This is a genomic window from Franconibacter pulveris (genome assembly GCF_056780215.1).
Window position 1 is genome coordinate 4,459,140 of record NZ_CM165555.1, and the last position, 22,885, is coordinate 4,482,024.

Here is a 22,885-nt window from a genome sequence, read left to right on the forward strand (position 1 = left end):
AAGGTTATGCGTGGGCGTGTTTCAGCGCTTCACGCTGCGGCTGGCGGATAGTGGTGGAGAGCGCCAGCGAAACAATCAGCAGAGCGAAAATCACGCAGAAGGTGACATAGAAGCCGCCGAACAGCGAGGCGATCACCGAGCCTACAATGCTGCCGATACCGAAGCCGAGATAAATTACGCCGTAGTTTTTGGCGAGGTTATTCAGGCCAAAGAATTCGCTTACCAGCGACGGGTAAACGGTAATCGTGCCGCCGAAGTTAAAGGCCACGCAGGCGATAGCGGCAAAGAACGTCATTTCATTGAGCGGAGCGAAAAGCAGCGCCGCCATCCCTACCAGCGAGATAACCTGGCCGAGCGTAATCACGCGGATACGGGAGATTTTGTCGGAGAGGATGCCGAGCACCAGGCGGCCCGAAAGGTTAGCGATGGAAATCACCGTCACGGCGTTTGCGGCGGTCGCCGCGTCCAGACGCACCATTCCCTGGGCGATATCTTTCGCCACGCCAATCACATACAGGCCGCTCATGCAGGCGGTAAGAAACATGACCGCCAGCATCCAGTACTGCGGTTTGCGCATCGATTCCGCCAGCGTGAAATCCCTCTCGCTCACGCCGCTTGCGTTAACCACCGTCTGTTTCGGCGCATCAACCATCAGCGTGGCGCCCGCCACAATCATCACCATCACCAGCGCCCCCCAGATGATAAAGGTGTGCTCAAGGCCGACGGTCGCCAGCAGATGGCTGTCGATAAATTTAAAACCGAGGCTGCCCAGACCGTAAGAGCCAATGGAAAACGCAGAGATAAGCCCTTTGCGCTCCGGGAACCATTTCACGCAATTAGAGAGCGTCAGCAGATAACCAGCGCCGTCCGCAAGCCCCACCAGCACGCCCGCGCTCAGCCAGAGCATCATCAGGTTATTTGAGTGCGCGGTCAGAAACAGACCAAGCCCCAGCAGCACGCCAGAGGCCATCGTGACCCGCTTCACGCCGAAACGCTCCTGCAGTTTCCCGGCGACGGAGGAAGAGAGCGCAAGCCCCAGGCTCAGCAGGCCGAAGGAGAACGCCACCTGGCTGATGGGCGCATCCAGCTTCTGCGACAGGGAGCTGTTAAACAGGCTCCAGGTATAAACGGAACCCAGCGCGAACTGGGTCACAATGGTGCCGACCAGCGTTAGCCAGCGGGTGCGGTGGTTAAGTGATGTGTTCATGGCAGAAATCCCGCAGAAAAATTAAGGAAGTTAACTGCCTCAAACAATAGCGAAGCGCATTTCATGGCGGATCGAAAACGGCATGAAATGCAGTCAGGGTGGAATGAAATGCCTGTCAGGAGGAATGAACGGCCTTGAATCTTGCATCGCGCCTGGTAAGAAAACTCGTATGTGAGTACACACTCTTATTACAAGCCGCGTCACTCCAGTAAACAAAAGGTAAAATGATGTTGTAACGCAGGTAACAAAAATGAAGTCAGGTTGATGCCATTTCGTGCGCTATTCGTAACACGGAAAAAAGATTGCGCGGCATTTTCCACGCTTTTATGCGAATGGTGACGCCCCGACGACCGCAGGGCATGCTGACGGCTCTCTGCGAAGAGAACGCTGATTTCCTCAGCAATATTCACTTACAGGTGATAGGGCGGACAAGAATGCCCGACATGTACTGCTTATCGCCCGAAGGCGCTGGATGAAATCGACGCGCGTTAAGCGTTTAAAAACGCGCATTAACGCCGAGGCTATATAAGTAAACCTCGCCTTCCGCCATGCCATCGGCCTGGGAAAGCGAGGCGTAGGCCGCCATATGCCGGTTAATGGGCATATCCGCGCCCACCGTCACGTCCATCCAGCTGCCGTCCTGGTTGCTGGAAGCGGTCATGTGCATGCCGGACTGCGCTTTCCACATATTGTCGCCGTATTGCTGGTTATAGCTGATTTGCGCCCAGGGCCGCAGGTAGCCGAGCCGCGAGTCGACGCGCCAGCCGAAGGTGCTGACGCTGGCGTGCCAGAGCTTATCGCTGCTGCCCGCCGCAATAGCGCTATCGCCATAGTCGTTGTAGCTGGCCGGGTTGCTGCCGTCCCAGCGCCAGCTTGCCACCGGACCGGTGGAGATGTGCGCTGGCAGGGTGATATTCCAGCCTACGCCCAGCGTCGCCGGTTCCGCCGCGCTCTCCTGGTACGAGAGTATAGCGAGCCCCGCAGCGTCGCCCTGACGCTGCGAAGACTCAATACGTTCAGCAAGAATATCGTTGTAGCTGGGCCGCTTGTCATTATCCCAGGTATAACGCTGCGAGCCAGGCGTGTAACTCTCTTCAGCGATATACTCTTGTTGCCAGGCCTGCGCTGTGTGTGAAAAAGCCAGACACCACGACAACCACGCCATGCGCTGAATAACATGGCGCCCACTGCGTAAAGTTATAATCATCAGGCGACTCCAGGAGAGAGCCGGTTCCGGCGTATTGTTGTTCGCTTTATAAACGGATTTGCGTATAACCCTGAGTTAACTATTGTCTCTTTATCCGCTACGTCAAGCAGGGTTAAGCAAGACTTTACTTCACCAGAAACAGAGGACGTATTTATGCAACGTTGCGGTTGGGTCACCCAGGATCCCCTTTATCTTGATTATCACGATAAAGAATGGGGCATACCCCAAACCAGCGGTAAAAAACTCTTTGAAATGCTTTGCCTGGAGGGACAGCAGGCGGGCCTTTCGTGGATAACCGTACTGAAAAAAAGAGTTCATTACCGTCGATGCTTTCACGATTTTGATCCTTCAGCCGTGGCGTTGATACAGCCAGAAGAGGTGGAGAAACTTTTACTGGAGCCGGGCATCATTCGTCACCGCGGCAAGATTGAGGCCATCATCAATAACGCGAAGGCGTATATGGCGATGGAAGCCGAGGGAGAAAAATTTTCAAAATTCGTCTGGTCGTTTGTGAATAACGAGCCGCAGATTAACCACTACGCCACCCTTGCTGACGTGCCCGCCAGCACCGCCACCTCTGAAGCGCTCTCAAAAGCGTTAAAAAAGCGCGGCTTTAAATTTGTCGGCGCCACCACCTGTTATGCCTTCATGCAGGCGTGCGGGCTGGTGAACGATCACCTCACCGGCTGCTTTTGCCACCCGGACTATCAGCGATGATCCGCGAGGGAAACCAGCGCGATATTCCGACGCTGCTGCCCCTGTGGCTTGCCAGCACGACGATGGGGCATCCTTTTATCCCGGCAGAGTATTGGCTGGAAAGCCTGCCGATGGTGCGCGACGCCTGGCTGCCGCGGGCGCAAACCTGGATTGCGGAGCGTAACGGCGAGCCGGAGGGGTTTATCAGCGTGCTGGACGAACGGTTTATCGGCGCGCTGTTCGTGGCGCCACAAAAGCTTGGCAGGGGTATCGGCGCCGCGCTGCTCAGCCATGTTAAGCAGCGCTACGACAACCTGAGTCTTGAGGTTTACCAGCAAAACGAGCGGGCGGTGACGTTCTATCACGCGCAGGGCTTTCGCATTGAAGCGAGCGCCTGGCAGGAAGAGACTCACCACCCGACGTGGATTATGCGCTGGTGGGCGGATCAAACGCCGTTACGTTAAGCGCAGGTCCCCGGTATTTTTCCATCCACACAAGGGTCGTGTTGCCAGCGCAGCCGTTGGCAAGGCGTGACGAAGGAATATCCAGCGTCAGCACGTTAACCGCGCCATTTTTGCAAATGCCGTCCGCCGTTTTATCGAGATCCGGCCATGCGCCCTGATGCAGGCAAATCACGCCTGGCTTAATGCCGTCGGTGACTACCGCGCCCGCCAGCACCTGGCCGCGTTCGTTCCACACGCGCACCAGGTCGCCATCTTCAATGCCGCGCGCGTTGGCGTCCTGCGGATGCAGCGTCAGCGGCTCGCGCCCGGCCACCGCGTAGCGATCGCGCAGTTTCGCGTAGTTAAGCTGGCTGTGCAGGCGGTGCGCAGGGTGCGCGGAAAGCAACTGCAGTTGCCCTTCCCGCGCGTTGCCCTGCCATTCGTCCGGCGCAAGCCAGGTTGGGTGCGGCGGGCAGTCGGCATAGCCGTAGCGGGCGATGCGCTCAGAATAGATCTCGATTTTGCCGCTTGGCGTCTTAAGCGGGTTTGCCGCCGGGTCGTCGCGAAACGCGGCGAAGCGGATGAATTCAGCGTTTTGCGGGCTCTCCGGCATTTCGATAATGTTGTTCGCCTGCCAGAAATCGTTGAAGGGCGGCAGCATCACCTGCTGCTGCGCGCCGCGCTCGCGGGCGATGTTATAAAACGTCTCCAGCCATTCCAGCTCGGTTTTGCCTTCGGTAAACCGTGCGTGCCCGCCCTCTTCCCACCGTTCGCTGAGCGCTGCAAAAACGTCGAAATCATTACGCGCTTCATACTGCGGCGGCACAACCTGCTTCATCGGCACCAGATGCTGGTTGCTGTAGTCGCCGGTCATGGTCATGTCGTTGCGCTCAAACGAGGTGGTAATAGGCAGCACGATATCGGCGTGCTTCGCCGCGCCCGTCCAGAAGCATTCGGAAATCACCACCAGCTCCGGCTTCTGCCAGGCGTTAATCAGCCGGTTGGTATCCTGATGATGGGTAAAGTTGCTGCCGCCCGCCCACCAGATGAAGCGGATATCGGGAAACGCGCGCTGTTCGCCGTTGTGATGGTAAGCGCCGCCCGGGTTTTCCAGCGCTTCGACGATTCGCGCCACCGGAATTTTGTCCACCGCGTCCACGCCGCCCGCCAGCGAGCCTTGCATAGAGGCGAGCACCGCGGCGCGGCGCGTCGGGTTGCCGCCGTTGGCGAAGTGGTAAGAGAGGCCAAAACCGCCGCCCGGCAGGCCGATTTGCCCGAGCATGGCGGCAAGCGTCACCAGCATCCAGTGTTTCTGCTCGCCGTACTGCTGGCGCTGCATGCCCCAGCCCGCCATCAGCATGGTGCGGTTTTCATGGAAAAGCTGCGCCAGCTCGCGAATGACGGCGGCTTCAACGCCGCAAATTTCCGCGGCCCACTCCGCCGTTTTCGCCGTTCCGTCGCTTTTGCCGGTCAGGTAATTGGCGAAAATCTCGTAACCATGGGTACAGCGTTCCAGAAACGCCCGATCCTGCCAGCCATTCTCCACTAGCGTGTGGGCGATGCCGAGCATCAGCGCCACGTCGGTGCCCATATGCGGGGCAATCCACGTCACGCTGTCGCCAAGAAACTCCACCGTTTCCGAGCGCATCGGGTCGATGCAGAAAATGCGTTTGCCGCTCTTCTTCAGCTGTTCGAAATAGCCGATGCCCTGCTCGTCCGAGGCGTTCCAGGCGATTTTCAGCGTGTTGAGCGGATTGGCGCTCCACAGCACGACCACTTCGCTGTGCTCAAGCACCAGCGGCCAGCTGGTCTGCTGTTGATAGACCTCGTTGCCGCCCACCACGTAAGGCATTATCACCTGCGCCGCGCCCGTGGAATAGTCGCCCAGATGGCCCGTATAGCCGCCCGCAAGGCTCATATAGCGCTGCAGCAGCGTCGCCGCCTTGTGCAGCACGCCGTTAGAACGCCAGCCGTAGGAGCCTGCGAAAATCGCCGACGGACCGTAACTGGTGCGAATGCGCTGATGCTGCTGATGGATAAGCGCGAGCGCCTCGTCCCAGCTTATGCGAACGAATTCATCCTGCCCGCGCACGCCCTGCGGTTTGTCTGGCGAGGCGAGAAAGCCTTTGCGCGCCATCGGGTAGCGCACGCGGGTTTTGCTGTGTACCTGATCGGGCACCGCCGTTTGCAGGGAATTGGGGTGGCGGGTTTCAAGCGCGCCCGTGGAGGAGAAGACGGTCTCACCGTCGGTTTCCACCACCATCGGTCCCCAGTGGGCGGCCGTGACAATTTGTTTTAAAGAGGATGAGTTCGCCAAAACGGGCTCCTGACTGGCATTTGCAGATAACGTGGCGTGATTGTGTTTACTTTATCGCCACTCGACTCACTATTGCTTACAAAATCGGAAGAGTTCCTGAAATTTTCAACATAAACACCCGGCATAATCAATCACCGCCGTTGTATGCGGCCAAGAAATAAATTGAATAAGGATATGCGATGAAAAAACGCGTAATGATGATTGCCGCTCTGGTCAGCGGCGCACTGGCCGTTTCCGGCTGTACAACTAACCCCTACACCGGCGAACGTGAAGCAGGGAAATCGGGTATCGGCGCCGGCCTCGGCACGCTGGTAGGCGCAGGCGTCGGCGCGCTCTCCTCTTCGAAGAAAGATCGCGGCAAAGGCGCGCTGATTGGCGCGGCGGCGGGCGCGGCGCTTGGCGGCGGCGTGGGGTATTACATGGATGTGCAGGAAGCTAAGCTGCGCGACAAAATGCAGGGCACCGGCGTAAGCGTCACCCGCAGCGGCGACAACATTATCCTCAACATGCCTAACAATGTGACCTTCGACAGCAATCAGGCGAACCTGAAACCAGCGGGCGCCAACACCCTGACCGGTGTGGCGATGGTGCTCAAAGAGTATCCGAAAACCGCGGTTAACGTGGTGGGCTACACCGACAGCACTGGCGGCCAGGATCTCAACATGCGTCTGTCGCAACAGCGCGCAGACAGCGTGGCCAGCGCGCTCATTACGCAGGGCGTGGCGGCCAACCGCATCCGCACCAGCGGCATGGGCCCGGCGAACCCTATCGCCAGCAACAGCACTGAAGAGGGTAAAGCGCAGAACCGTCGCGTAGAAATTACCTTAAGCCCGTTGCAGTAACAGGCAGCACGCCTCACCGCGCTTTTCCGGTGAGGCGTATTTAGCCGGTTTACTCGCTGAGAAAAGTTAATGGTGCAGCATCTCATCCACAATCTGCGCTTTGCTTAACTGGTAGGGATAATAAGTCGGCCAGTTATCCATCTCTTTTAATAACGCCTCGTGAGAAGTATTACTCATAAAAATATGGAAATGCTGTGATTTGCGCGGGGCGATGGTGTGGTCGCTGAACTGGACATATTTCGGCGCCTTTGACGCGGCGTCTTTACATTCAAAAAGATAGCGCACGCCCTTTTTACCGGAAGCATAAGTCAGAATTTTAAAACCGTTATAGCTGTACTGGCAGGCGTTTACGGCTTTACCGGTGTGGAATTCCATCACATTGTTTTCAATGCCGATTGTCTCCACATCCGTGGCGTAACCTTTTTTATAATAAGCCCGATACTCCTCCACGCTTTTATTGGCCGCTTTCGCCTTCTTTACTAAAACCGGGTCGAGATCGCCGTTTAATAAATAAGGGTTAAGCGATTGCCACACACCGTCCCAGTCGCTTAGCGGGCGATCTTTAACCGCTTTATCATCAAAAATACCTTCGCTGGCTTTCTGCTCCGCTTCTGTCAGCGGCGCGCCATGATGATGCGCATGGGCAAACGCCTGAGCGCCAGGCAGTACAAGCCCTATTCCCAGTAACAAGGCTAACTTATTCATTACTCTCACTCTCCTGTGCAAGCATAGTTATTAATTGATACGTTATAACATAATAATTAACGGTTCTGCAAAGCCGCTCAAGCGCGATAACCAACCGGCAAGCGATGAATGACGCGCCGCGCCCGGCAACGGTCCGCTTTACGCCTGCCCCCTAAATAATCTAATAATAAAAACAGCCACCTGACCGGCAGGCGTTACAGCACTCAGAAGGAAGCTCCATGACCATAAAAGCGTCTCGCGCCACCATCAGCGACGTGGCGAAAGCGGCGAATACCGGCAAAACCAGCGTTTCGCGCTACCTCAACGGCGAAAAACACCTGCTTTCCGAAGCCTTGCTTGAGCGCATTGAGCGCGCCATAGCCGACCTGGATTACCGCCCCAGCCAGATGGCGCGCGGCCTCAAGCGTGGGCGCACGCGGCTTATTGGTCTTATCATCGCGGACATCACCAATCCCTATTCCGTTAACGTGCTGAGCGGCATCGAAGCCGCGTGCCGGGAAAAAGGCTTTACGCCGCTGGTCTGCAACACCAATAACGAGCTTGATCAGGAGCTGCATTACCTGGACCTGCTGCGCAGCTACCAGGTGGAAGGCATTGTGGTGAACGCCGTGGGAATGCGTGAAGAGGGGTTGAGCCGCCTGCAGCAGTCGGCGCTGCCGATGGTGCTGATTGACCGTAAGATCCCCGACTTCGCCTGCGATGTCGTCGGGCTTGATAACAACCAGGCGGCCACTACCGCCACGGAGCATTTAATCGAGCAGGGGTTTGAAGCGCTGCTGTTTCTCAGCGAGCCGCTCGGTACGGTAAACACCCGTCAGGAGCGGCTGAAAGCGTTTCGCCACACTGCCGCGCGTTATCCCGGCATTGTGGCGCAGAATGAAGAAACGCCGCTGCATGAGACGGAGCGGCTGGACAATATCCTGCGTCAGTTTCACCAGCAGTATCGCGGCATGCGCAAAGCGGTTATCTCAGCCAACGGCGCGCTGACGCTGCAGGTAGCCCGCTCGCTTAAGCGCATCGGCCTGCACTGGGGCGCGGACATCGGCCTGCTTGGCTTCGACGAACTGGAATGGGCGGAGCTCGCAGGCGTTGGCATCACGACCTTAAAACAGCCCACCTGGCAGATTGGCTACGCCGCGCTTGAGCAGGTGGTAAAACGTATTGAAGGGCATGAAGAAACGGTGCGGGAGCAGGTTTTTTCCGGCGAGCTGATTGTCCGGGGCTCCACGGCGCGCTGATCGACTGTTCGTGATGGCGATCATAAATTCAACATCCTGGCCTTCTCTTTGGAACCGGTTCCATCTAGCGTAATAACTATGTTATGCAGATGTAACCACTCCGGAGAAATCGATGGAGAGAGAAATTATCGTTGTTACCGCAGCTTACGGTAACGACCGGGTTAAATCCCTCGGCGGGCAGCAGGCAGTCCTGCCGATTATCGCCGAAGCCGGGGCCGACGGCGTGGAAATTCGCCGCGAACTGTTAAGCCCTGAAGAGCGCGACAACCTCCCCGCCCTTGCTCGCACCATTGAAGAGAAAGGGCTGTTCGCCTGCTACTCCGCGCCAGAGCCGCTTTTCGATACCGACGGCAAACTTAACCCTCAGCTTCCCAATCTGCTGACGGAAGCGCACGAGCTGAACGCCCGCTGGCTGAAGGTTTCGCTTGGCCACTTTCGTCATAACCGCCAGGCGGAGCCGCTCTTTTCCCTGCTCGCCCTCTCCAACGTGGCGCTGGTGGTGGAAAACGACCAGACCGACTGCGGCCAGCTTAAACCGATGCAGCGCTTTCAGGCCGCCAGCAAGGTGCTCAATCTGCCGGTAAAACTGACTTTTGATATGGCGAACTGGCTGTGGGTGGGCGACTCGCCGGAAGACGCCGCGCGCTTTCTGGCGCCTTCCGTCAGCTACATTCACGTGAAGGCCGCCGTGCCGCACCACTATCACTACCGCGCCATTGCGCTGGATGACGCAGAGCCGCGCTGGCGCGCGCTGCTGAATCAGCTGCCTGCCGACGCGCCGCGCGGCATTGAGTTCCCGCTGGAAGGGCGCGATCTCACCGCCGTCACCCGTCATTACGTCAACCTGTTACGCGAGGAGTAAAGGCCATGCCGAACACGCTGGATGTCATCACCATTGGCGAAGCGATGGCAATGTTCGTCGCCACCGAAACCGGCGACCTGGCCGACGTTGAACGCTTTATGAAGCGGGTCGCCGGGGCGGAACTGAACGTGGCGACAGGCCTTGCCCGGCTCGGCCTGCAGGTGAGCTGGGTAAGCCGGGTCGGCAACGACTCCTTTGGCCGCTTTGTGCTGCAACAGTTGGCGAAAGAAGGGATTAGCGCCCAGGGCGTCACCATTGACGACCGCTATCCGACCGGTTTCCAGTTGAAATCGAAGGTTGAAGATGGAACCGATCCCACTGTGGAGTATTTCCGTAAAGGTTCCGCCGCCAGCCACCTTTCCGTAGAAGATTTTAACGCGCCGCTGTTTTACAGCGCCCGCCACCTGCATGTCAGCGGCGTGGCGGCGGCGCTCTCGGCTTCTTCGCTGGAGCTGCTTAACCACACGGTGCGCATGATGAAAGCCGAAGGCAAAACTATCTCCTTCGACCCGAACCTGCGCCCGGTGCTGTGGAAAAGCGAAGCGGAGATGGTAGAGAAACTTAACCAGCTCGCCTTCCAGGCGGACTGGGTGCTGCCAGGGCTGAAGGAAGGCGTCATTCTGACCGGGAAAACCACGCCGGAAGGCATCGCCGATTTTTATCTCGAGCGCGGCGTAAACGCGGTGGTGCTGAAAACGGGCGCCGATGGCGCGTGGTTCAAAACCGCCAGCGGTGAGCAAGGCGCCGTGGCAGCAGTGAAGGTGGATAACGTGGTGGATACCGTCGGCGCAGGCGACGGCTTTGCGGTAGGCGTAATCAGCGCCCTGCTGGAAGGCAAAACCCTGCATCAGGCGGTCTGCCGCGGCAATAAAATCGGCTCGCTGGCGATTCAGGTGCCCGGCGACAGCGAAGGATTGCCCACCCGTGAGCAACTGGGCGAGTAACACCTTTACCCCACTCTCCCTGCAAGAGAGGGGGGTAAAAGCGGGCAGGTCATAGGTAAGCTCGCCCTCCCCTGCGCCGGGAAAGAGCAGAACGCAAAAGTAAGCGATTTTCCCTCCGCCGTTCCGGCGAGAGAAAAAGAGCAGAACGCAAAAAGTAAGTGGTTTTCTCCCTCGCCCCTTTGGGGGGAGGGCCGGGGTGAGGGGAGCAGGCCTCACCCACCTGAAAGCGAGTCAGTATTAACAGCATCCGTCGCCCCCTACATCGACGCGTTGCCCTAACCTCAACCATAGAGGGAAGCTTATGAAAAGCCCGACTAATGCATCAAAACGCTGGCTGTACATCATGCCTATCGTGTTTATCACGTACAGCCTGGCCTACCTCGACCGCGCTAACTTCAGCTTCGCCTCCGCGGCGGGCATCAACGAAGACCTGGGCATTACCAAAGGGGTTTCTTCCCTGCTGGGCGCGCTCTTCTTCCTGGGATATTTCTTTTTCCAGATCCCCGGCGCGGTCTACGCCGAACGCCGCAGCGTGCGCAAGCTTATCTTTATCTGCCTGATTTTATGGGGCGCCTGCGCCTCGCTCACCGGCGTGGTGAGCAATATCCCGATGCTCGCGGCCATCCGCTTTATCCTCGGCGTGGTGGAGGCGGCGGTGATGCCCGCCATGCTGATTTACATCAGCAACTGGTTTACCAAATCGGAGCGTTCGCGTGCGAATACCTTCCTTATCCTCGGCAACCCGGTCACGGTATTGTGGATGTCGGTGGTCTCCGGCTACCTGATCCAGTCTTTCGGCTGGCGTGAAATGTTCATCATCGAAGGGGTGCCGGCGGTGATCTGGGCTTTTTGCTGGTGGGTGCTGGTGAAAGATAAACCGACCCAGGTGAAATGGCTGGCGGAAGATGAAAAAGCGGCGCTGCAGGCGCAGCTCGACCAGGAACAGCAGGGCATTAAAGCGGTGCGCAACTACAGTGAAGCGTTCCGCTCACGCAACGTTGTTCTGCTGTGCGCGCAATACTTCGCCTGGAGCATCGGCGTTTACGGCTTCGTGCTGTGGCTGCCTTCCATTATCCGCAGCGGCAGCGAAAACATGGGCATGGTGGAAGTGGGCTGGCTTTCGTCCGTGCCTTATCTGGCGGCGACCATCGCCATGATCGTGGTCTCCTGGGCGTCTGATAAGATGCAGAACCGCAAGCTGTTTGTCTGGCCGCTGCTGCTGATTGGCGGGCTGGCGTTTATCGGCTCATGGGCGCTGGGCGCGAACCACTTCTGGGCGTCCTATACGCTGCTGGTGATCGCCGGTGCGGCGATGTATGCCCCGTATGGCCCGTTCTTCGCGATTATCCCGGAGATGCTGCCGAAAAACGTCGCGGGCGGCGCGATGGCGTTAATCAACAGCATGGGGGCGCTCGGGTCGTTTGTCGGCTCCTGGGTGGTGGGTTATCTCAACGGCGCCACGGGCAGCCCGGCCGCCTCCTACATTTTTATGGGTGTGGCGCTTTTTGCCTCCGTATGGCTCACGCTTATCGTTAAACCCACGGTGAGCCAGCGGATGCCAGCCGGCGCTCGCCACGCATAACGCGCAGGGCGGCATGATGCCGCCCTTTCGTCTACGCTTGAAACTTCGCTAAACGCAGGAGATTTGCATGAAGCCGTCCGTCATTCTCTATAAATCCCTCCCCGACGACCTGCTCGCCCGCCTGGAAAGCCGCTTCACCGTTACTCAGGTTAAAAACTTAAGCCCGGAAACGGTAGAACAGCACGCCGAGGCGTTTGCCAATGCCGAAGGGCTACTGGGCTCGAGCGAAAAGGTCGATGAAGCGCTGCTGGCGAAAATGCCTAAGCTTCGCGCTACCTCCACCGTTTCCGTGGGGTATGACAACTTTGACGTTGACGCGCTGAACGCCCGTCGCATCGCGCTGATGCATACGCCAACCGTGCTGACCGAAACGGTGGCGGATACCCTGATGACGCTGGTGCTGACCACCGCACGCCGCGCGCTGGAAGTCGCGGAGCGCGTGAAAAAAGGGGAATGGACGAAGAGCATCGGTCCGGACTGGTTCGGCATTGACGTACACCATAAAACGCTGGGCATTGTCGGCATGGGCCGTATCGGCCTTGCGCTGGCGCAGCGCGCGCACTTCGGTTTCGGCATGCCCATCCTGTATAACGCCCGCCGCCAGCACCAGGAGGCGGAAGAGCGTTTCAACGCACGTCCTTGCGACCTGGATACGCTGCTGCGCGAATCGGACTTCGTCTGCATCGTGCTGCCGTTAACAGAGGAAACGCATCATCTTATTAACGCCGAAAAAATCGCGCTGATGAAGCCTTCCGCCATTCTTATCAATGCCGGACGCGGCCCGGTGGTGGATGAACCGGCGCTGATTGACGCGCTAAAAGCAGGCAAAATCCATGCGGCGGGTCTGGATGTGTTTGAGCAGGAGCCGCTGCCAGCGGATTCGCCGCTGCTTTCAATGCCAAACGTCGTGGCGCTGCCGCACATCGGTTCAGCAACCCACGAAACGCGTTACAACATGTCGGCCTGCGCGGTGGATAACCTGATTGACGCGCTAAACGGCAACGTAGAAAAGAACTGCGTAAACCCACAGGCGGTGAAATAAAAAAAACGGCTCGTAAGAGCCGTTTTTTATTACTGCATCGCGTTAGTCGCGGCGCTGTAAGCTTGCATAAAGGCCTGATGCTGGGAAGCGAGCGGGCCAATCAGCGAGTTGTACTGGCTTGCCTGCTGAGAGGTAGGGAACTGAATGCCGTTTGACACAAAGCTCACCTGCGTGCCCTGCTGAGCAATGAAATCGCCAACCTGCACCAGCTGTTGCGTGAACACCTGAGCGGCCGGGATCAGCGGCTGCAGCGCGTTCGCCGGGCCGGTCACCACTTTCTCATAGGCTTTATCAAAGACCGGCTTCAGATCGTCTGCGAGCTTCAGCGTCGAGCGCGAGTTATCCGCCTGCATTTTAGCGTTTTGCAACTGCTGGCTTAGCACGCCGAGCGAGCCGTTAGCCTGGCGCAGCGCTTCACGCTGGGTCATGTAATCCTGCGGCACGCGGATGCTGTTAACGCTGTCCACCACCGGGCGAATGCCGGCGTCCATCGCCTGATTCACCTGCTGGGAATAGCCGTAAAGCACGGCGTAATCAGAAACGAACGGGCCGAACTGCTTTTTCTGGTCCGCCGTCAACGTCGGCAGCTGTTCGCCGCTACGCATCACCGTGTTTTGCAGAAAATCGATAAACGCTTTGCGTTGATCGCCCTCTTTATCAAAGCACCCGCTCAGGCTAACCACCATCAGTAACGCCGCCAGCGGCGCAAACCAGCGAGAGCAGGACTTACCTGTCGCCATTTTTTTACTCCTTTCACCACGAATTACGCACCCTGCCACCAGCGTGCTTTCAACGCTGACAAGAATAGTCCACGCGCGCCTCGCAGGATACCCTTTATTGCTTCGCAATGCAGGCTTGCGCGCCTTTTATTAACATCACGTCCGTGAGAAAAAAGGGGCTGTCAGCCTGCGCTGACAGCCCTTATAAAGGCGCTCGCGGTACGCCCGTCCACCTCAGGCCTGAAAGGCGGGAATGCTCCCCCGCCTTCAGGTTGCTTACTTACCGGATTCGTAGGCCATAAGCGCAACAACCTCCAGAGGCCCGTCCTTATAGCGAATTTCACAGAATGAATTTCTCGTCAGGAACAGCGTTATTAACAGCGTGCTGCAGACGATTAATAAGTACCAGACCCGGGGGTTTTGCGGCAGCTTCATCGCTTTCTTCTCCTTGCCTTGCGGCGGGTAAGAGGCTACGCTGACGGTGTCTAGGCGTCGGAGTAGGCCTCGTTGGTTAATGAAAATTGACCTTCGGGGCTTTCTTCTTTCTGCCTCACCGCACATCCGCTTTTATGCCGATCGCATGAGGCAAAAAGCCTCAAGCGCCAGCGCCACTATACGCCTCTGCGTTCCTTGCCCAGCCAGTCCCGGCCAACTTTCAGAAGATGCAGCGCGTCTTTTTCCGCAGCCTTAATCTGAAACTATCCGCGTTGTATTACCGCGCCCCGCCCTTCTTGCCCCATTGAAGTGCAGCCCTGAGTGCGACTGCCCCGTTGTTGCACAAACGCGCAGGCCGCTTCTGTTACGCGTTCTTTTAAGACGCTGAATGCAAAGCGCATCCCTTACCTGGCACGCGGCTTGCTTTATCAAACCCGCAGGGGTGACGGGCGTTTCGCCGTCGTCGCCAGACAAATTCAATGGGTCACTAGGGTTCCGGTCGCAAGACGCTGGTCCGAGAGTGGCCGACCGCCCTCTGGCGGTTACACGGCGGGACAAAAGCCCGGGAGGATAAGCGACGAAGGTGCGCCTCCTCCTGCTTTGTTCCCCGTTAACCTCAGAGGAAACGCCATGCTCAACGCCTGCCGGAAAGGAATACTGCTTATCGCCCTTGCGCTCTTTAGCGTGGGTGCCGATGCGGCAAAACCCGCCTTCAAACTTTGCTGGTCTATTTACGCAGGCTGGATGCCCTGGGATTACGCTCAACAGAGCGGCATCATCAAAAAGTGGGCCGACAAATACAACATCGACATCCAGTTCGTGCAGGTAAACGACTATATCGAGTCGGTTAACCAGTACACCGCTGGCGGTTTCGACGGCTGCACCATGACCAACATGGATGCCCTGACCCTGCCTGCCGCAGGCGGCGTCGACAGCACTGCGCTGATTATCGGCGACTACTCCAACGGCAACGACGGCATCGTGTCGAAAACCGTCCCGTCCGTCGCCGCGCTCAAAGGGCAGGACATCAATCTCGTCGAGCTTTCCGTTTCCCACTACCTGCTGGCTCGCGCGCTGGAAACAGCCGGGCTTAGCGAAAGGGATGTGAAAGTGGTGAACACGGCGGACGCCGACCTGGTGGCTGCTTTCGGCACCCCGGATGTGAAATCTATCGTGACCTGGAACCCGCTGCTGGCGCAGGCGCAAAAGCAGGCGGGAGCCAAAACGCTCTTCACTTCAGCGCAAATCCCCGGCGAAATCCTCGACCTGCTGGTGGTCAACACCGCCATGCTGAAACAGCACCCGGAGCTTGGCAAAGCGCTGACCGGCGCCTGGTTTGAAACGCTGAAAACCATGCAGGGCGACAGTGAGGCAGCAAAAGCCGCCCGCAAGCAAATGGGTGAGGCGGCAGGCACCGATCTGGCGGGTTTTGACGCCCAGCTCGCCGCCACGCACCTTTTCGCCACGCCGCAAGCGGCGCTCGACTTCACCGTCAGTCCGCAGCTTAAAACCACCATGCAGAAGGTGGCGGAGTTCTCCTTCGCCCACGGCCTGCTGGGCGACGCCGCGCCTTCCGCCGATGTGGTGGGCATCGCGACGCCCGCTGGCAGCTGGGGCGACGCGGGCAACCTGAAATTACGCTTCAGCGACGAGTTTGTCCGGCTCGCCGCAGAAAACAAACTCTGATAACGGAGGTGGGCGATGCGCAAAGTGATTAACTTCCAACCGCAGCCGATGAGCCGCGTGCTGCTGGGGGCCCTGCCGCTGCTGGCGCTGGCGCTGTTTTATCTGATTGCCTCCGACGCGCGTCTGGCGGCCAACAGCGCCGATAAGCTGCTGCCGGGCCTGGACGCGATGCGCGCCGCCGTTGACCGCATGGCGTTTACGCCAAGCCCGCGCACTGGCGAATACCTGTTATGGACCGATACCGCCGCAAGCCTGCTGCGTCTGCTCACAGGCGCGCTGCTGAGCGCGGTCACCGCGCTGCTGTTGGGCCTCTTTTGCGGCGCGCTGCCCTCGGTACGCGCCGTGCTCTCGCCGCTGGTAACCCTGGTAGCGCTGGTTCCGCCGCTGGCTATCCTGCCGATTCTGTTTATCTGCTTCGGGCTTGGCGAGTTGTCGAAAGTGATGCTGATTATTATCGGCATCACCCCCTTTCTTATTCGCGACCTGCAGATGCAGGTGATGGCCATTCCGCATGAACAGCTGGTGAAAGCGCAAACGCTCGGCGGCCACAGCGGCCAAATCCTGGTGCGGGTGATTTTGCCGCAGCTGCTGCCGCGCCTGCTGGACGCGCTGCGCCTGTCGCTCGGCGCCGCCTGGCTGTTTCTTATCGCCGCCGAAGCCATCGCCGCCACCGAAGGGCTGGGCTATCGCATCTTCCTGATGCGCCGCTACATGGCGATGGACGTCATTCTGCCGTATGTCGCCTGGATAACGCTGCTCGCCTTCTTGCTCGACTGGCTGCTGCGCACGCTCAGCCGCCGCTGTTTCCCCTGGTACTACGCCAAATAAGGAGGCCGTTATGCCACTGCTGGAACTGAAAAACCTTGAAAAGCATTACGGCAATCAGGTGGTGCTGGAGCGGCTGAACGTACAGGTGGAAGAGGGCGAGTTTGTCTCTATCGTCGGCGCGTCCGGCTGCGGCAAAACCACCTTTCTGAAGATGCTGCTCGGCACCGAAGCGCAAAGCAAAGGGCAACTGCTGCTCGACGGCGAACCGCTCGCCCAGGAGCCGGACGCCCAGCGCGGCATCGTCTTCCAGCGCTACTCCGTCTTTCCGCACCTGACCGTGCTTGGCAACGTGATGCTGGCGGATGAGTTTAGCGAAGCGCGCTGGTTCGGTCGGGTGTGGGGACGCAAGCGCCACGCCATTCGCGAACGCGCCCGCGCTATGCTCGACCAGGTTGGGCTATTGGCGGCGCAGGATAAATACCCGCACCAGCTCTCCGGCGGCATGCAGCAGCGTCTGGCGCTGGCGCAGGCGCTGGTAAAACAGCCGCGCATCCTGCTGCTGGATGAACCTTTCGGCGCGCTCGACCCCGGCATTCGCGGTGAAATGCACCAGTTGATAAGCGATCTCTGGCAGCGCCACCGCCTGACGATTTTCATGATAACCCACGACCTGAAAGAGGGCTTTTCGCTCGGCTCACGGCTGTGGGTGTTCGATAAAGTACGCCACGACCCGCAGGCCCCTGACGCGTACGGCGCCTGCATCACCTATGACATTCCGTTGGATCGCCCGCCCGCCGGCAAAGTCAGGCCGATTAACGGCGTGGTGCGCCCCTTTCCCGGTTCAGACCCCACGCAACGCCCGCTGGCCTTAATCAGCGAAGGCTAACTCAAGGAGACGCAATGGAAACCGTTTATGAAACCCGCCTGCCCGCTGGCAGCCACTGGTCGCTGGTGATGCGCCGGGGCACGGCGCTGACGCTCACCGACGCAGAGGGCGGCGCGAACGCCGCCGTCCTCTTCTATAACCCGGAAAACCTGCTTGAGCGCTATAACGCGCCGGATACGCTGAAGTGCCAGCACACTTTCCGGCTGACGGAAGGCCACTGCCTCTACTCGGACATGGGCCGCATTTTTTGCGGCATCGAAAAAGACACGTTCGGCTGGCACGACACCGTCTGCGGCACCAGCAATGCGTCGCTGACAGAACAACAGTTTGGCGCGCTCAACTACCAGCAGGCGCGTAACGCACGCCATCAGAACGGCTATGACAGTTTCCTGACTGAACTGGCGAAATATGGCCTGGGTAAGCGCGATATCGCAGCAAACATTAACTTTTTCGCCAAAGTGGCCGCCAGCGATGAAGGCGAGCTGCGGCTGATTGAGCAGGGCAAGCCCGGCGCGAGCGTTACGCTGCGCTTTGCGATGGATACGCTGGTGGTGCTTCATACCTGCCCTCATCCGTTAAGCGAAGCCAGCCGCTACCCCACCGCGCCGCTGGCGATAACCCTCGACGGTAAGCGTGAGCCGCTGCCGGAAATCTGCCTCGCGCGCGCCGAGAACCAGCGCGGCCTGCGCAATAACCACCTCTACTACCTGAGCGAAGGAGTGTGACGATGCTGACCGAAAGCCCACGCCAGACCACGGACGCCCTGTACCGCGCCACCGTTAACGCCGGAGATTACTGGCTTTATCGCCTTGGCGAAGGACAGACGCTGCGCATCACCGATCTCGAAGGCAACCAGGCGGCGGATACCCTCTTCTTTAACGCCGACGACACCGCCGAACGCTACAGCATGACCGACACCCTGCGCGGCCAGCGCAACGTCTTTCTTTCTACCGGCACGGTGCTGCGCTCAAATGAAGACCGACCGATGCTGGAGATCGTCGCCGATACCTGCGGTCGCCACGACACGCTCGGCGGCGCCTGCTCCTGTGAAAGCAATACCGTGCGTTATGACCTGGAAAAACGCCATATGCACGCCTGCCGCGACTCGTGGATGCTGGCGGTGGCGGCGCACCCGGAATATGACCTGACGCGCCGCGACATCACCCATAACGTCAATTTCTTCATGAACGTGCCGGTTACCGGCGAAGGCGGCCTGACGTTCGCCGACGGCATCTCCGCGCCGGGAAAATATGTGGAAATGGTGGCGAAAATGAACGTTCTGGTGCTTATCTCCAACTGCCCGCAGCTCAATAACCCCTGCAACGGCTACAACCCGACCCCGGTTGAAGTGGCCATCTGGTAATACCCGGCGCTGCGGGACGACCCGCAACAGAGCGCAACGTTAACGCAGGACGACCTGCCCGCCGGAGAGCCGGTTATGTTAAGCCGAATTCTTATCGCCAACCGCGGCGCCATCGCGGTGCGCATCATCCGTACCCTGAAAAAAATGGGCATTACCGCCATCGCGGTGTATGCCGAAGCCGATAAACATGCCGAGCATGTCCGTCTCGCCGACGCCGCTTTCCCGCTGGGCGAAGGCAACGTGCGGGAAACTTATCTCGATCAGGACAAACTTTTCGCCATCGTGCGCGAAAGCGGCGCGCAGGCGATTCACCCTGGGTATGGTTTTCTTAGCGAAAACGCCCGCTTTGTTGAACGCTGCGCCGCCGAAGGGGTGATATTCCTTGGCCCCACCACAGAGCAGATGGCGGCCTTCGGCCTTAAGCACCGCGCCCGCGAGCTGGCGGAACAGAACAACGTGCCGCTGCTGCCCGGCAGCGGTCTGCTTCGCGATGTGGCGCAGGCCGCCGCCGCCGCGCAGGAAATCGGCTATCCGGTGATGCTGAAAAGCACGGCGGGCGGCGGCGGCATCGGCATGCAGCGCTGCGACGACGAGCAGGCGCTGCTGGATGCTTTTGAGCGCGTAAAACGTCTCGCAGGCAACAATTTCGCCGACGATGGCGTCTTCTTAGAGAAATTTATCGCCCGGGCGCGCCACATTGAGGTGCAGGTCTTTGGCGACGGCGAAGGCAACGTGATTGCGCTCGGCGAGCGTGACTGTTCCGCCCAGCGCCGCAACCAGAAAGTGATTGAAGAGACGCCCGCGCCCCGCCTTTCAGACGCTACCCGTCAGGCCCTGCAGCAGACGGCGGTGCGCCTGTGCCAGGCGGTTAACTACCGCAGCGCGGGCACGGTTGAGTACGTTTATGACGACCAGGCGCAGCAGTTCTGGTTCCTTGAAGTGAACACCCGCTTACAGGTGGAGCACGGCGTCACCGAGATGGTTTATGGCGTCGATATTGTGCGCTGGATGGTGGAGCTGGGCGCGCAGACGCTGCCGCCGCTGGAAACGCTTCGCACTACGCCGCAGGGCCACGCCATCCAGGTGCGCGTCTACGCCGAAGATCCGGCGAAAAACTTCCAGCCAGTGGCGGGAACGTTAAGCGAAGTGGCATTCCCAACGTCGGTGGATGGCGCGCAGCTGCGTATCGACCACTGGCTTTCCAGCGGCTGCGAGATTTCGCCTTTCTACGACCCGATGCTGGCGAAAGTGATTGTTCATGCCGCCGATCGCCCGGCGGCGCTGGCGGCCCTGCAAACGACGCTTGATGAGAGCCGTCTTTACGGCATTGAGAACAACCTTGTCTGGCTGCGCCACCTGCTGACGCTGCCAGAGGTGCGGCAAGGCGAGGTGATCACCGCCACGTTAGGCCAGGTCAGCTGGCGGCCCGCCACGCTCGACGTGCTGGGCGGCGGCACAATGACCACCATTCAGGATTTGCCAGGCCGCACCGGCTACTGGCACGTCGGCGTGCCGCCTTCCGGCCCCTTCGACAGCCTGGCGTTTCGCCTGGGCAACGCGCTGCTCGGCAACGCGCCGGATGCCGCCGGTCTTGAAATCACCTTGCGCGGACCGACGCTGCGCTTCAACCAGGCGTGCTCGGTCGTGTTAACCGGCGCGCCCATCGAAGCGATGCGCGAGAAAGCGCCGCTGCCGATGGGCCAGGTGGTAGACATCGCCGCAGGCGAGACGCTGAAGCTCGGCGCGATTAGCGGCGCGGGCTGTCGCAGCTACCTGCTGTTCGCCGGCGGGCTGGATTGCCCACGTTATCTGGGCAGCCGCAGCACGTTCACCCTGGGTAAATTTGGCGGTCATGTCGGGCGCGCGCTGCGCACCGGCGATGTGCTGCACCTTGGGGCGCCGGAACGGCGTCCACAGGCCTCGCTGCCTGCGACGGCTTATCCGGCGATAACGAACCACTGGCAGCTGCGGGTGATTTACGGCCCGCACGGCGCGCCCGCCTTTTTTACCGAAGAGGACATTGAGGCCTTTTTCGCCGCGCGCTGGCAGGTGCACTACAACTCCAGCCGCACCGGCATTCGCCTGATCGGCCCGAAACCGCAGTGGGCGCGCCCCGACGGCGGCGAGGCGGGCATGCACCCTTCCAATATTCACGATAACGCCTACGCCTTCGGCACCGTCGATTTCACCGGCGACATGCCCGTGATTCTCGGCCCGGACGGCCCTTCGCTGGGCGGCTTTGTCTGTCCGGCGACGGTGATTCAAAAAGATCTCTGGAAGCTCGGCCAGCTGAAAGCGGGCGATACGCTGACGTTTGTGCCGGTCACGCTTGAAGAAGCCGACAGCACCGATGAAGTCGCCCCGGCTGTCGCCGTCGCCTCCCTTCCCTCGCCCATTCTCTGGCAAGACGCGGCGCGTGACGGCATGCCCGCCATGACCGTGCGCGCGGCGGGCGATAGCTTCCTGCTGGTGGAATATGGCGAGCTGACGCTGGATATCGCGCTACGTTTTCGCGTACACGCGCTAATGCAACGGCTTGAAAGCGAACCACAGCCGGGCCGTCTGGAAATGACGCCCGGGATCCGCTCGCTACAGATTCATTTCGACCCGACGATCTGCCCGCGTTCGATCCTGTTAAACGCGGTGATCGAAGCGGATCTGTCGCTTGGCGATCTGCATGACGCCCGCGTCCCTTCGCGCACCGTCTGGCTGCCGCTCTCGTGGGATGACGAGGCCTGCCGCGAAGCCATTACCCGTTATACCCAGTCGGTGCGCCCGGGCGCGCCATGGTGCCCGAGCAACATCGAATTTATCCGCCGTATTAACGGGCTGGAGAGCGTTGAGCAGGTGAAAGCGATTGTGTTTGAGGCTTCATACCTGGTGATGGGGCTGGGGGATGTTTATCTCGGCGCGCCGGTGGCGACGCCGCTCGACCCGCGCCACCGGCTGGTCACCACCAAGTACAACCCGGCGCGCACCTGGACTGCGGAAAACTCGGTGGGCATCGGCGGCGCTTATCTGTGCGTGTATGGCATGGAAGGACCAGGCGGCTACCAGTTTATCGGCCGCACGATGCAGATGTGGAACCGCGACCGCCAGACCGCAGCCTTCACCCAGCCGTGGCTGCTGCGCTTCTTCGACCAGATCCGCTTCTACCCGGTCAGCCATGAGGAACTGCTCGATATTCGCGAGCGCTTCCCGTGGGGCGATTACCCGTTGCGCGTTGAAGAGGGCGAGTTCAGCCTGAGCGCTTATCAGCAGATGTTGCAGGACGAGGCGCAGACCATCGAGGCCTTTCAGCAGCGCCGCCAGCAGGCGTTTGATGAGGAGCTGGCGCGCTGGCGCGCCGAGGGGCAGTTCACTTTCGACAGTACGCTGGATGAGCAGCCGCTCGGCGATGAAGCTATCCCGGAAAGCTGTCATGGCGTGGAGAGCCAGGTGGCGGGCAGCGTCTGGCAGTGGCTGGTGCAGCCGGGCGAGCAGGTGCGCGAGGGGCAGATTATCGGCATCCTGGAGTCGATGAAAATGGAAATCCCCGTCACCGCACCGGTGGACGGCACGGTGCATGCGCTCCAGCGTCAGCAGGGGCATCAGGTTCAGGCCGGTCAGTTGCTGATGCTGATTGAGCGCGCCGCCTAACGCGCTTTTTCGCCGGGCAGGGAAGCCTGGCGTAAAATGTTAATAGTTCGTTAAGTCCATCACAAATCCGCCTCCCGGTTTTACCGCCTCGCTTATGTTTTAATATTTTAGTTATCAACAGGATAACCGTTTAACATCGTCGTTCAGGCGCCGGATCGTACGATTATCGCACGCTTACGCGGCGCGCATGATTGCCGGAACGCCAGCGCAATGGTTTGATTAAATGAACGATTAACGAATAACTGTTCGATAATCGAACATAACAGGTCAACTCCGGCGGCGCCCGACACCCTTACCTCTGTTG

General features: G+C 59.4%; 20 protein-coding genes and 1 riboswitch. Of the genes, 14 read left to right on the forward strand and 6 right to left on the reverse strand.

Translation table 11 applies throughout. From position 1 onward, the window contains the following. Positions 1–4: 4 nt before the first annotated feature. Positions 5–1,207: an L-lactate MFS transporter gene (locus ACU4F7_RS21040; RefSeq protein WP_481637703.1), complete on the reverse strand. Its 1,203-nt coding sequence runs from the start codon at positions 1,205–1,207 to the stop codon at positions 5–7. Positions 1,208–1,703: 496 nt separating this feature from the next. Next, entirely contained in the window at positions 1,704–2,414 is a 711-nt protein-coding gene (locus tag ACU4F7_RS21045; RefSeq protein ID WP_481637704.1) for an autotransporter domain-containing protein, read from the reverse strand. Positions 2,415–2,567: 153 nt separating this feature from the next. Between ACU4F7_RS21045 and ACU4F7_RS21050 the strand changes: the two genes are divergently transcribed. Both ACU4F7_RS21050 and ACU4F7_RS21055 read left to right on the forward strand, forming a co-directional pair. Beyond that, complete coding sequence (locus tag ACU4F7_RS21050; protein ID WP_024557831.1) at positions 2,568–3,131, forward strand: DNA-3-methyladenine glycosylase I; 564 nt, start codon at positions 2,568–2,570, stop codon at positions 3,129–3,131. Beyond that, positions 3,128–3,574 (forward strand): N-acetyltransferase, encoded by a 447-nt coding sequence (locus ACU4F7_RS21055; RefSeq protein WP_481637705.1) that lies wholly within the window; start codon positions 3,128–3,130, stop codon positions 3,572–3,574. Before ACU4F7_RS21050 ends, ACU4F7_RS21055 begins: the two co-directional genes overlap by 4 nt. On the opposite strand, the gene ACU4F7_RS21060 is transcribed toward ACU4F7_RS21055, so the two are convergent. Next, entirely contained in the window at positions 3,537–5,870 is a 2,334-nt protein-coding gene (locus ACU4F7_RS21060; RefSeq protein ID WP_481637706.1) for a molybdopterin guanine dinucleotide-containing S/N-oxide reductase, read from the reverse strand. The genes ACU4F7_RS21055 and ACU4F7_RS21060 overlap by 38 nt on opposite strands. Before the next feature lie 179 nt (positions 5,871–6,049). Here ACU4F7_RS21060 and ACU4F7_RS21065 point away from each other — a divergent pair, with 179 nt between their 5' ends. Next, positions 6,050–6,712 (forward strand): OmpA family lipoprotein, encoded by a 663-nt coding sequence (locus tag ACU4F7_RS21065; RefSeq protein ID WP_029590684.1) that lies wholly within the window; start codon positions 6,050–6,052, stop codon positions 6,710–6,712. A 66-nt stretch (positions 6,713–6,778) separates the two neighbouring features. Here ACU4F7_RS21065 and zinT read toward each other — a convergent pair whose 3' ends face one another. Next, positions 6,779–7,417, reverse strand: coding sequence for a metal-binding protein ZinT (gene zinT, locus ACU4F7_RS21070; RefSeq protein ID WP_481637707.1), 639 nt, complete (start codon positions 7,415–7,417; stop codon positions 6,779–6,781). Positions 7,418–7,635: 218 nt separating this feature from the next. Here zinT and ACU4F7_RS21075 point away from each other — a divergent pair, with 218 nt between their 5' ends. The 5 genes from ACU4F7_RS21075 to ghrB all read left to right on the forward strand — a co-directional run bounded on the left by ACU4F7_RS21075 (position 7,636) and on the right by ghrB (position 13,085). Continuing rightward, complete coding sequence (locus ACU4F7_RS21075; protein WP_029590688.1) at positions 7,636–8,655, forward strand: LacI family DNA-binding transcriptional regulator; 1,020 nt, start codon at positions 7,636–7,638, stop codon at positions 8,653–8,655. A gap of 112 nt (positions 8,656–8,767) precedes the next feature. Then, the gene (locus ACU4F7_RS21080; protein WP_029590690.1) at positions 8,768–9,517 is read left to right on the forward strand and encodes a sugar phosphate isomerase/epimerase family protein; all 750 of its coding nucleotides are present in this window, start codon (positions 8,768–8,770) and stop codon (positions 9,515–9,517) included. A 5-nt stretch (positions 9,518–9,522) separates the two neighbouring features. Then, complete coding sequence (locus ACU4F7_RS21085) at positions 9,523–10,461, forward strand: sugar kinase (protein WP_029590691.1); 939 nt, start codon at positions 9,523–9,525, stop codon at positions 10,459–10,461. Positions 10,462–10,762: 301 nt separating this feature from the next. Beyond that, complete coding sequence (locus ACU4F7_RS21090; RefSeq protein WP_029590692.1) at positions 10,763–12,043, forward strand: MFS transporter; 1,281 nt, start codon at positions 10,763–10,765, stop codon at positions 12,041–12,043. 67 nt (positions 12,044–12,110) lie between these two features. Further along, positions 12,111–13,085 (forward strand): glyoxylate/hydroxypyruvate reductase GhrB, encoded by a 975-nt coding sequence (gene ghrB, locus ACU4F7_RS21095; RefSeq protein WP_029590693.1) that lies wholly within the window; start codon positions 12,111–12,113, stop codon positions 13,083–13,085. 29 nt (positions 13,086–13,114) lie between these two features. On the opposite strand, the gene ACU4F7_RS21100 is transcribed toward ghrB, so the two are convergent. Both ACU4F7_RS21100 and ACU4F7_RS21105 read right to left on the reverse strand, forming a co-directional pair. After that, the gene (locus tag ACU4F7_RS21100) at positions 13,115–13,825 is read right to left on the reverse strand and encodes a DUF3053 domain-containing protein (RefSeq protein WP_024557821.1); all 711 of its coding nucleotides are present in this window, start codon (positions 13,823–13,825) and stop codon (positions 13,115–13,117) included. Positions 13,826–14,080: 255 nt separating this feature from the next. Then, positions 14,081–14,200: a Hok/Gef family protein gene (locus tag ACU4F7_RS21105; protein WP_229701864.1), complete on the reverse strand. Its 120-nt coding sequence runs from the start codon at positions 14,198–14,200 to the stop codon at positions 14,081–14,083. Positions 14,201–14,715: 515 nt separating this feature from the next. Further along, positions 14,716–14,810, forward strand: a riboswitch (guanidine-I (ykkC/yxkD leader). A gap of 59 nt (positions 14,811–14,869) precedes the next feature. Here ACU4F7_RS21105 and ACU4F7_RS21110 point away from each other — a divergent pair. The 6 genes from ACU4F7_RS21110 to uca all read left to right on the forward strand — a co-directional run bounded on the left by ACU4F7_RS21110 (position 14,870) and on the right by uca (position 22,581). Further along, on the forward strand, positions 14,870–15,925 hold the full coding sequence (locus ACU4F7_RS21110; protein ID WP_481637708.1) for a putative urea ABC transporter substrate-binding protein: 1,056 nt from the start codon (positions 14,870–14,872) through the stop codon (positions 15,923–15,925). Positions 15,926–15,940: 15 nt separating this feature from the next. Next, positions 15,941–16,753 (forward strand): ABC transporter permease, encoded by an 813-nt coding sequence (locus tag ACU4F7_RS21115; RefSeq protein WP_029589863.1) that lies wholly within the window; start codon positions 15,941–15,943, stop codon positions 16,751–16,753. A 10-nt stretch (positions 16,754–16,763) separates the two neighbouring features. Further along, on the forward strand, positions 16,764–17,579 hold the full coding sequence (locus ACU4F7_RS21120; protein ID WP_024557817.1) for an ABC transporter ATP-binding protein: 816 nt from the start codon (positions 16,764–16,766) through the stop codon (positions 17,577–17,579). A gap of 14 nt (positions 17,580–17,593) precedes the next feature. After that, on the forward strand, positions 17,594–18,304 hold the full coding sequence (locus ACU4F7_RS21125; RefSeq protein WP_029589865.1) for an urea amidolyase associated protein UAAP1: 711 nt from the start codon (positions 17,594–17,596) through the stop codon (positions 18,302–18,304). Between the two features lie 2 nt (positions 18,305–18,306). Beyond that, on the forward strand, positions 18,307–18,942 hold the full coding sequence (locus ACU4F7_RS21130) for an urea amidolyase associated protein UAAP2 (protein WP_481637709.1): 636 nt from the start codon (positions 18,307–18,309) through the stop codon (positions 18,940–18,942). A gap of 75 nt (positions 18,943–19,017) precedes the next feature. Next, positions 19,018–22,581: an urea carboxylase gene (gene uca / locus ACU4F7_RS21135; protein WP_481637710.1), complete on the forward strand. Its 3,564-nt coding sequence runs from the start codon at positions 19,018–19,020 to the stop codon at positions 22,579–22,581. Positions 22,582–22,885: the final 304 nt, after the last annotated feature.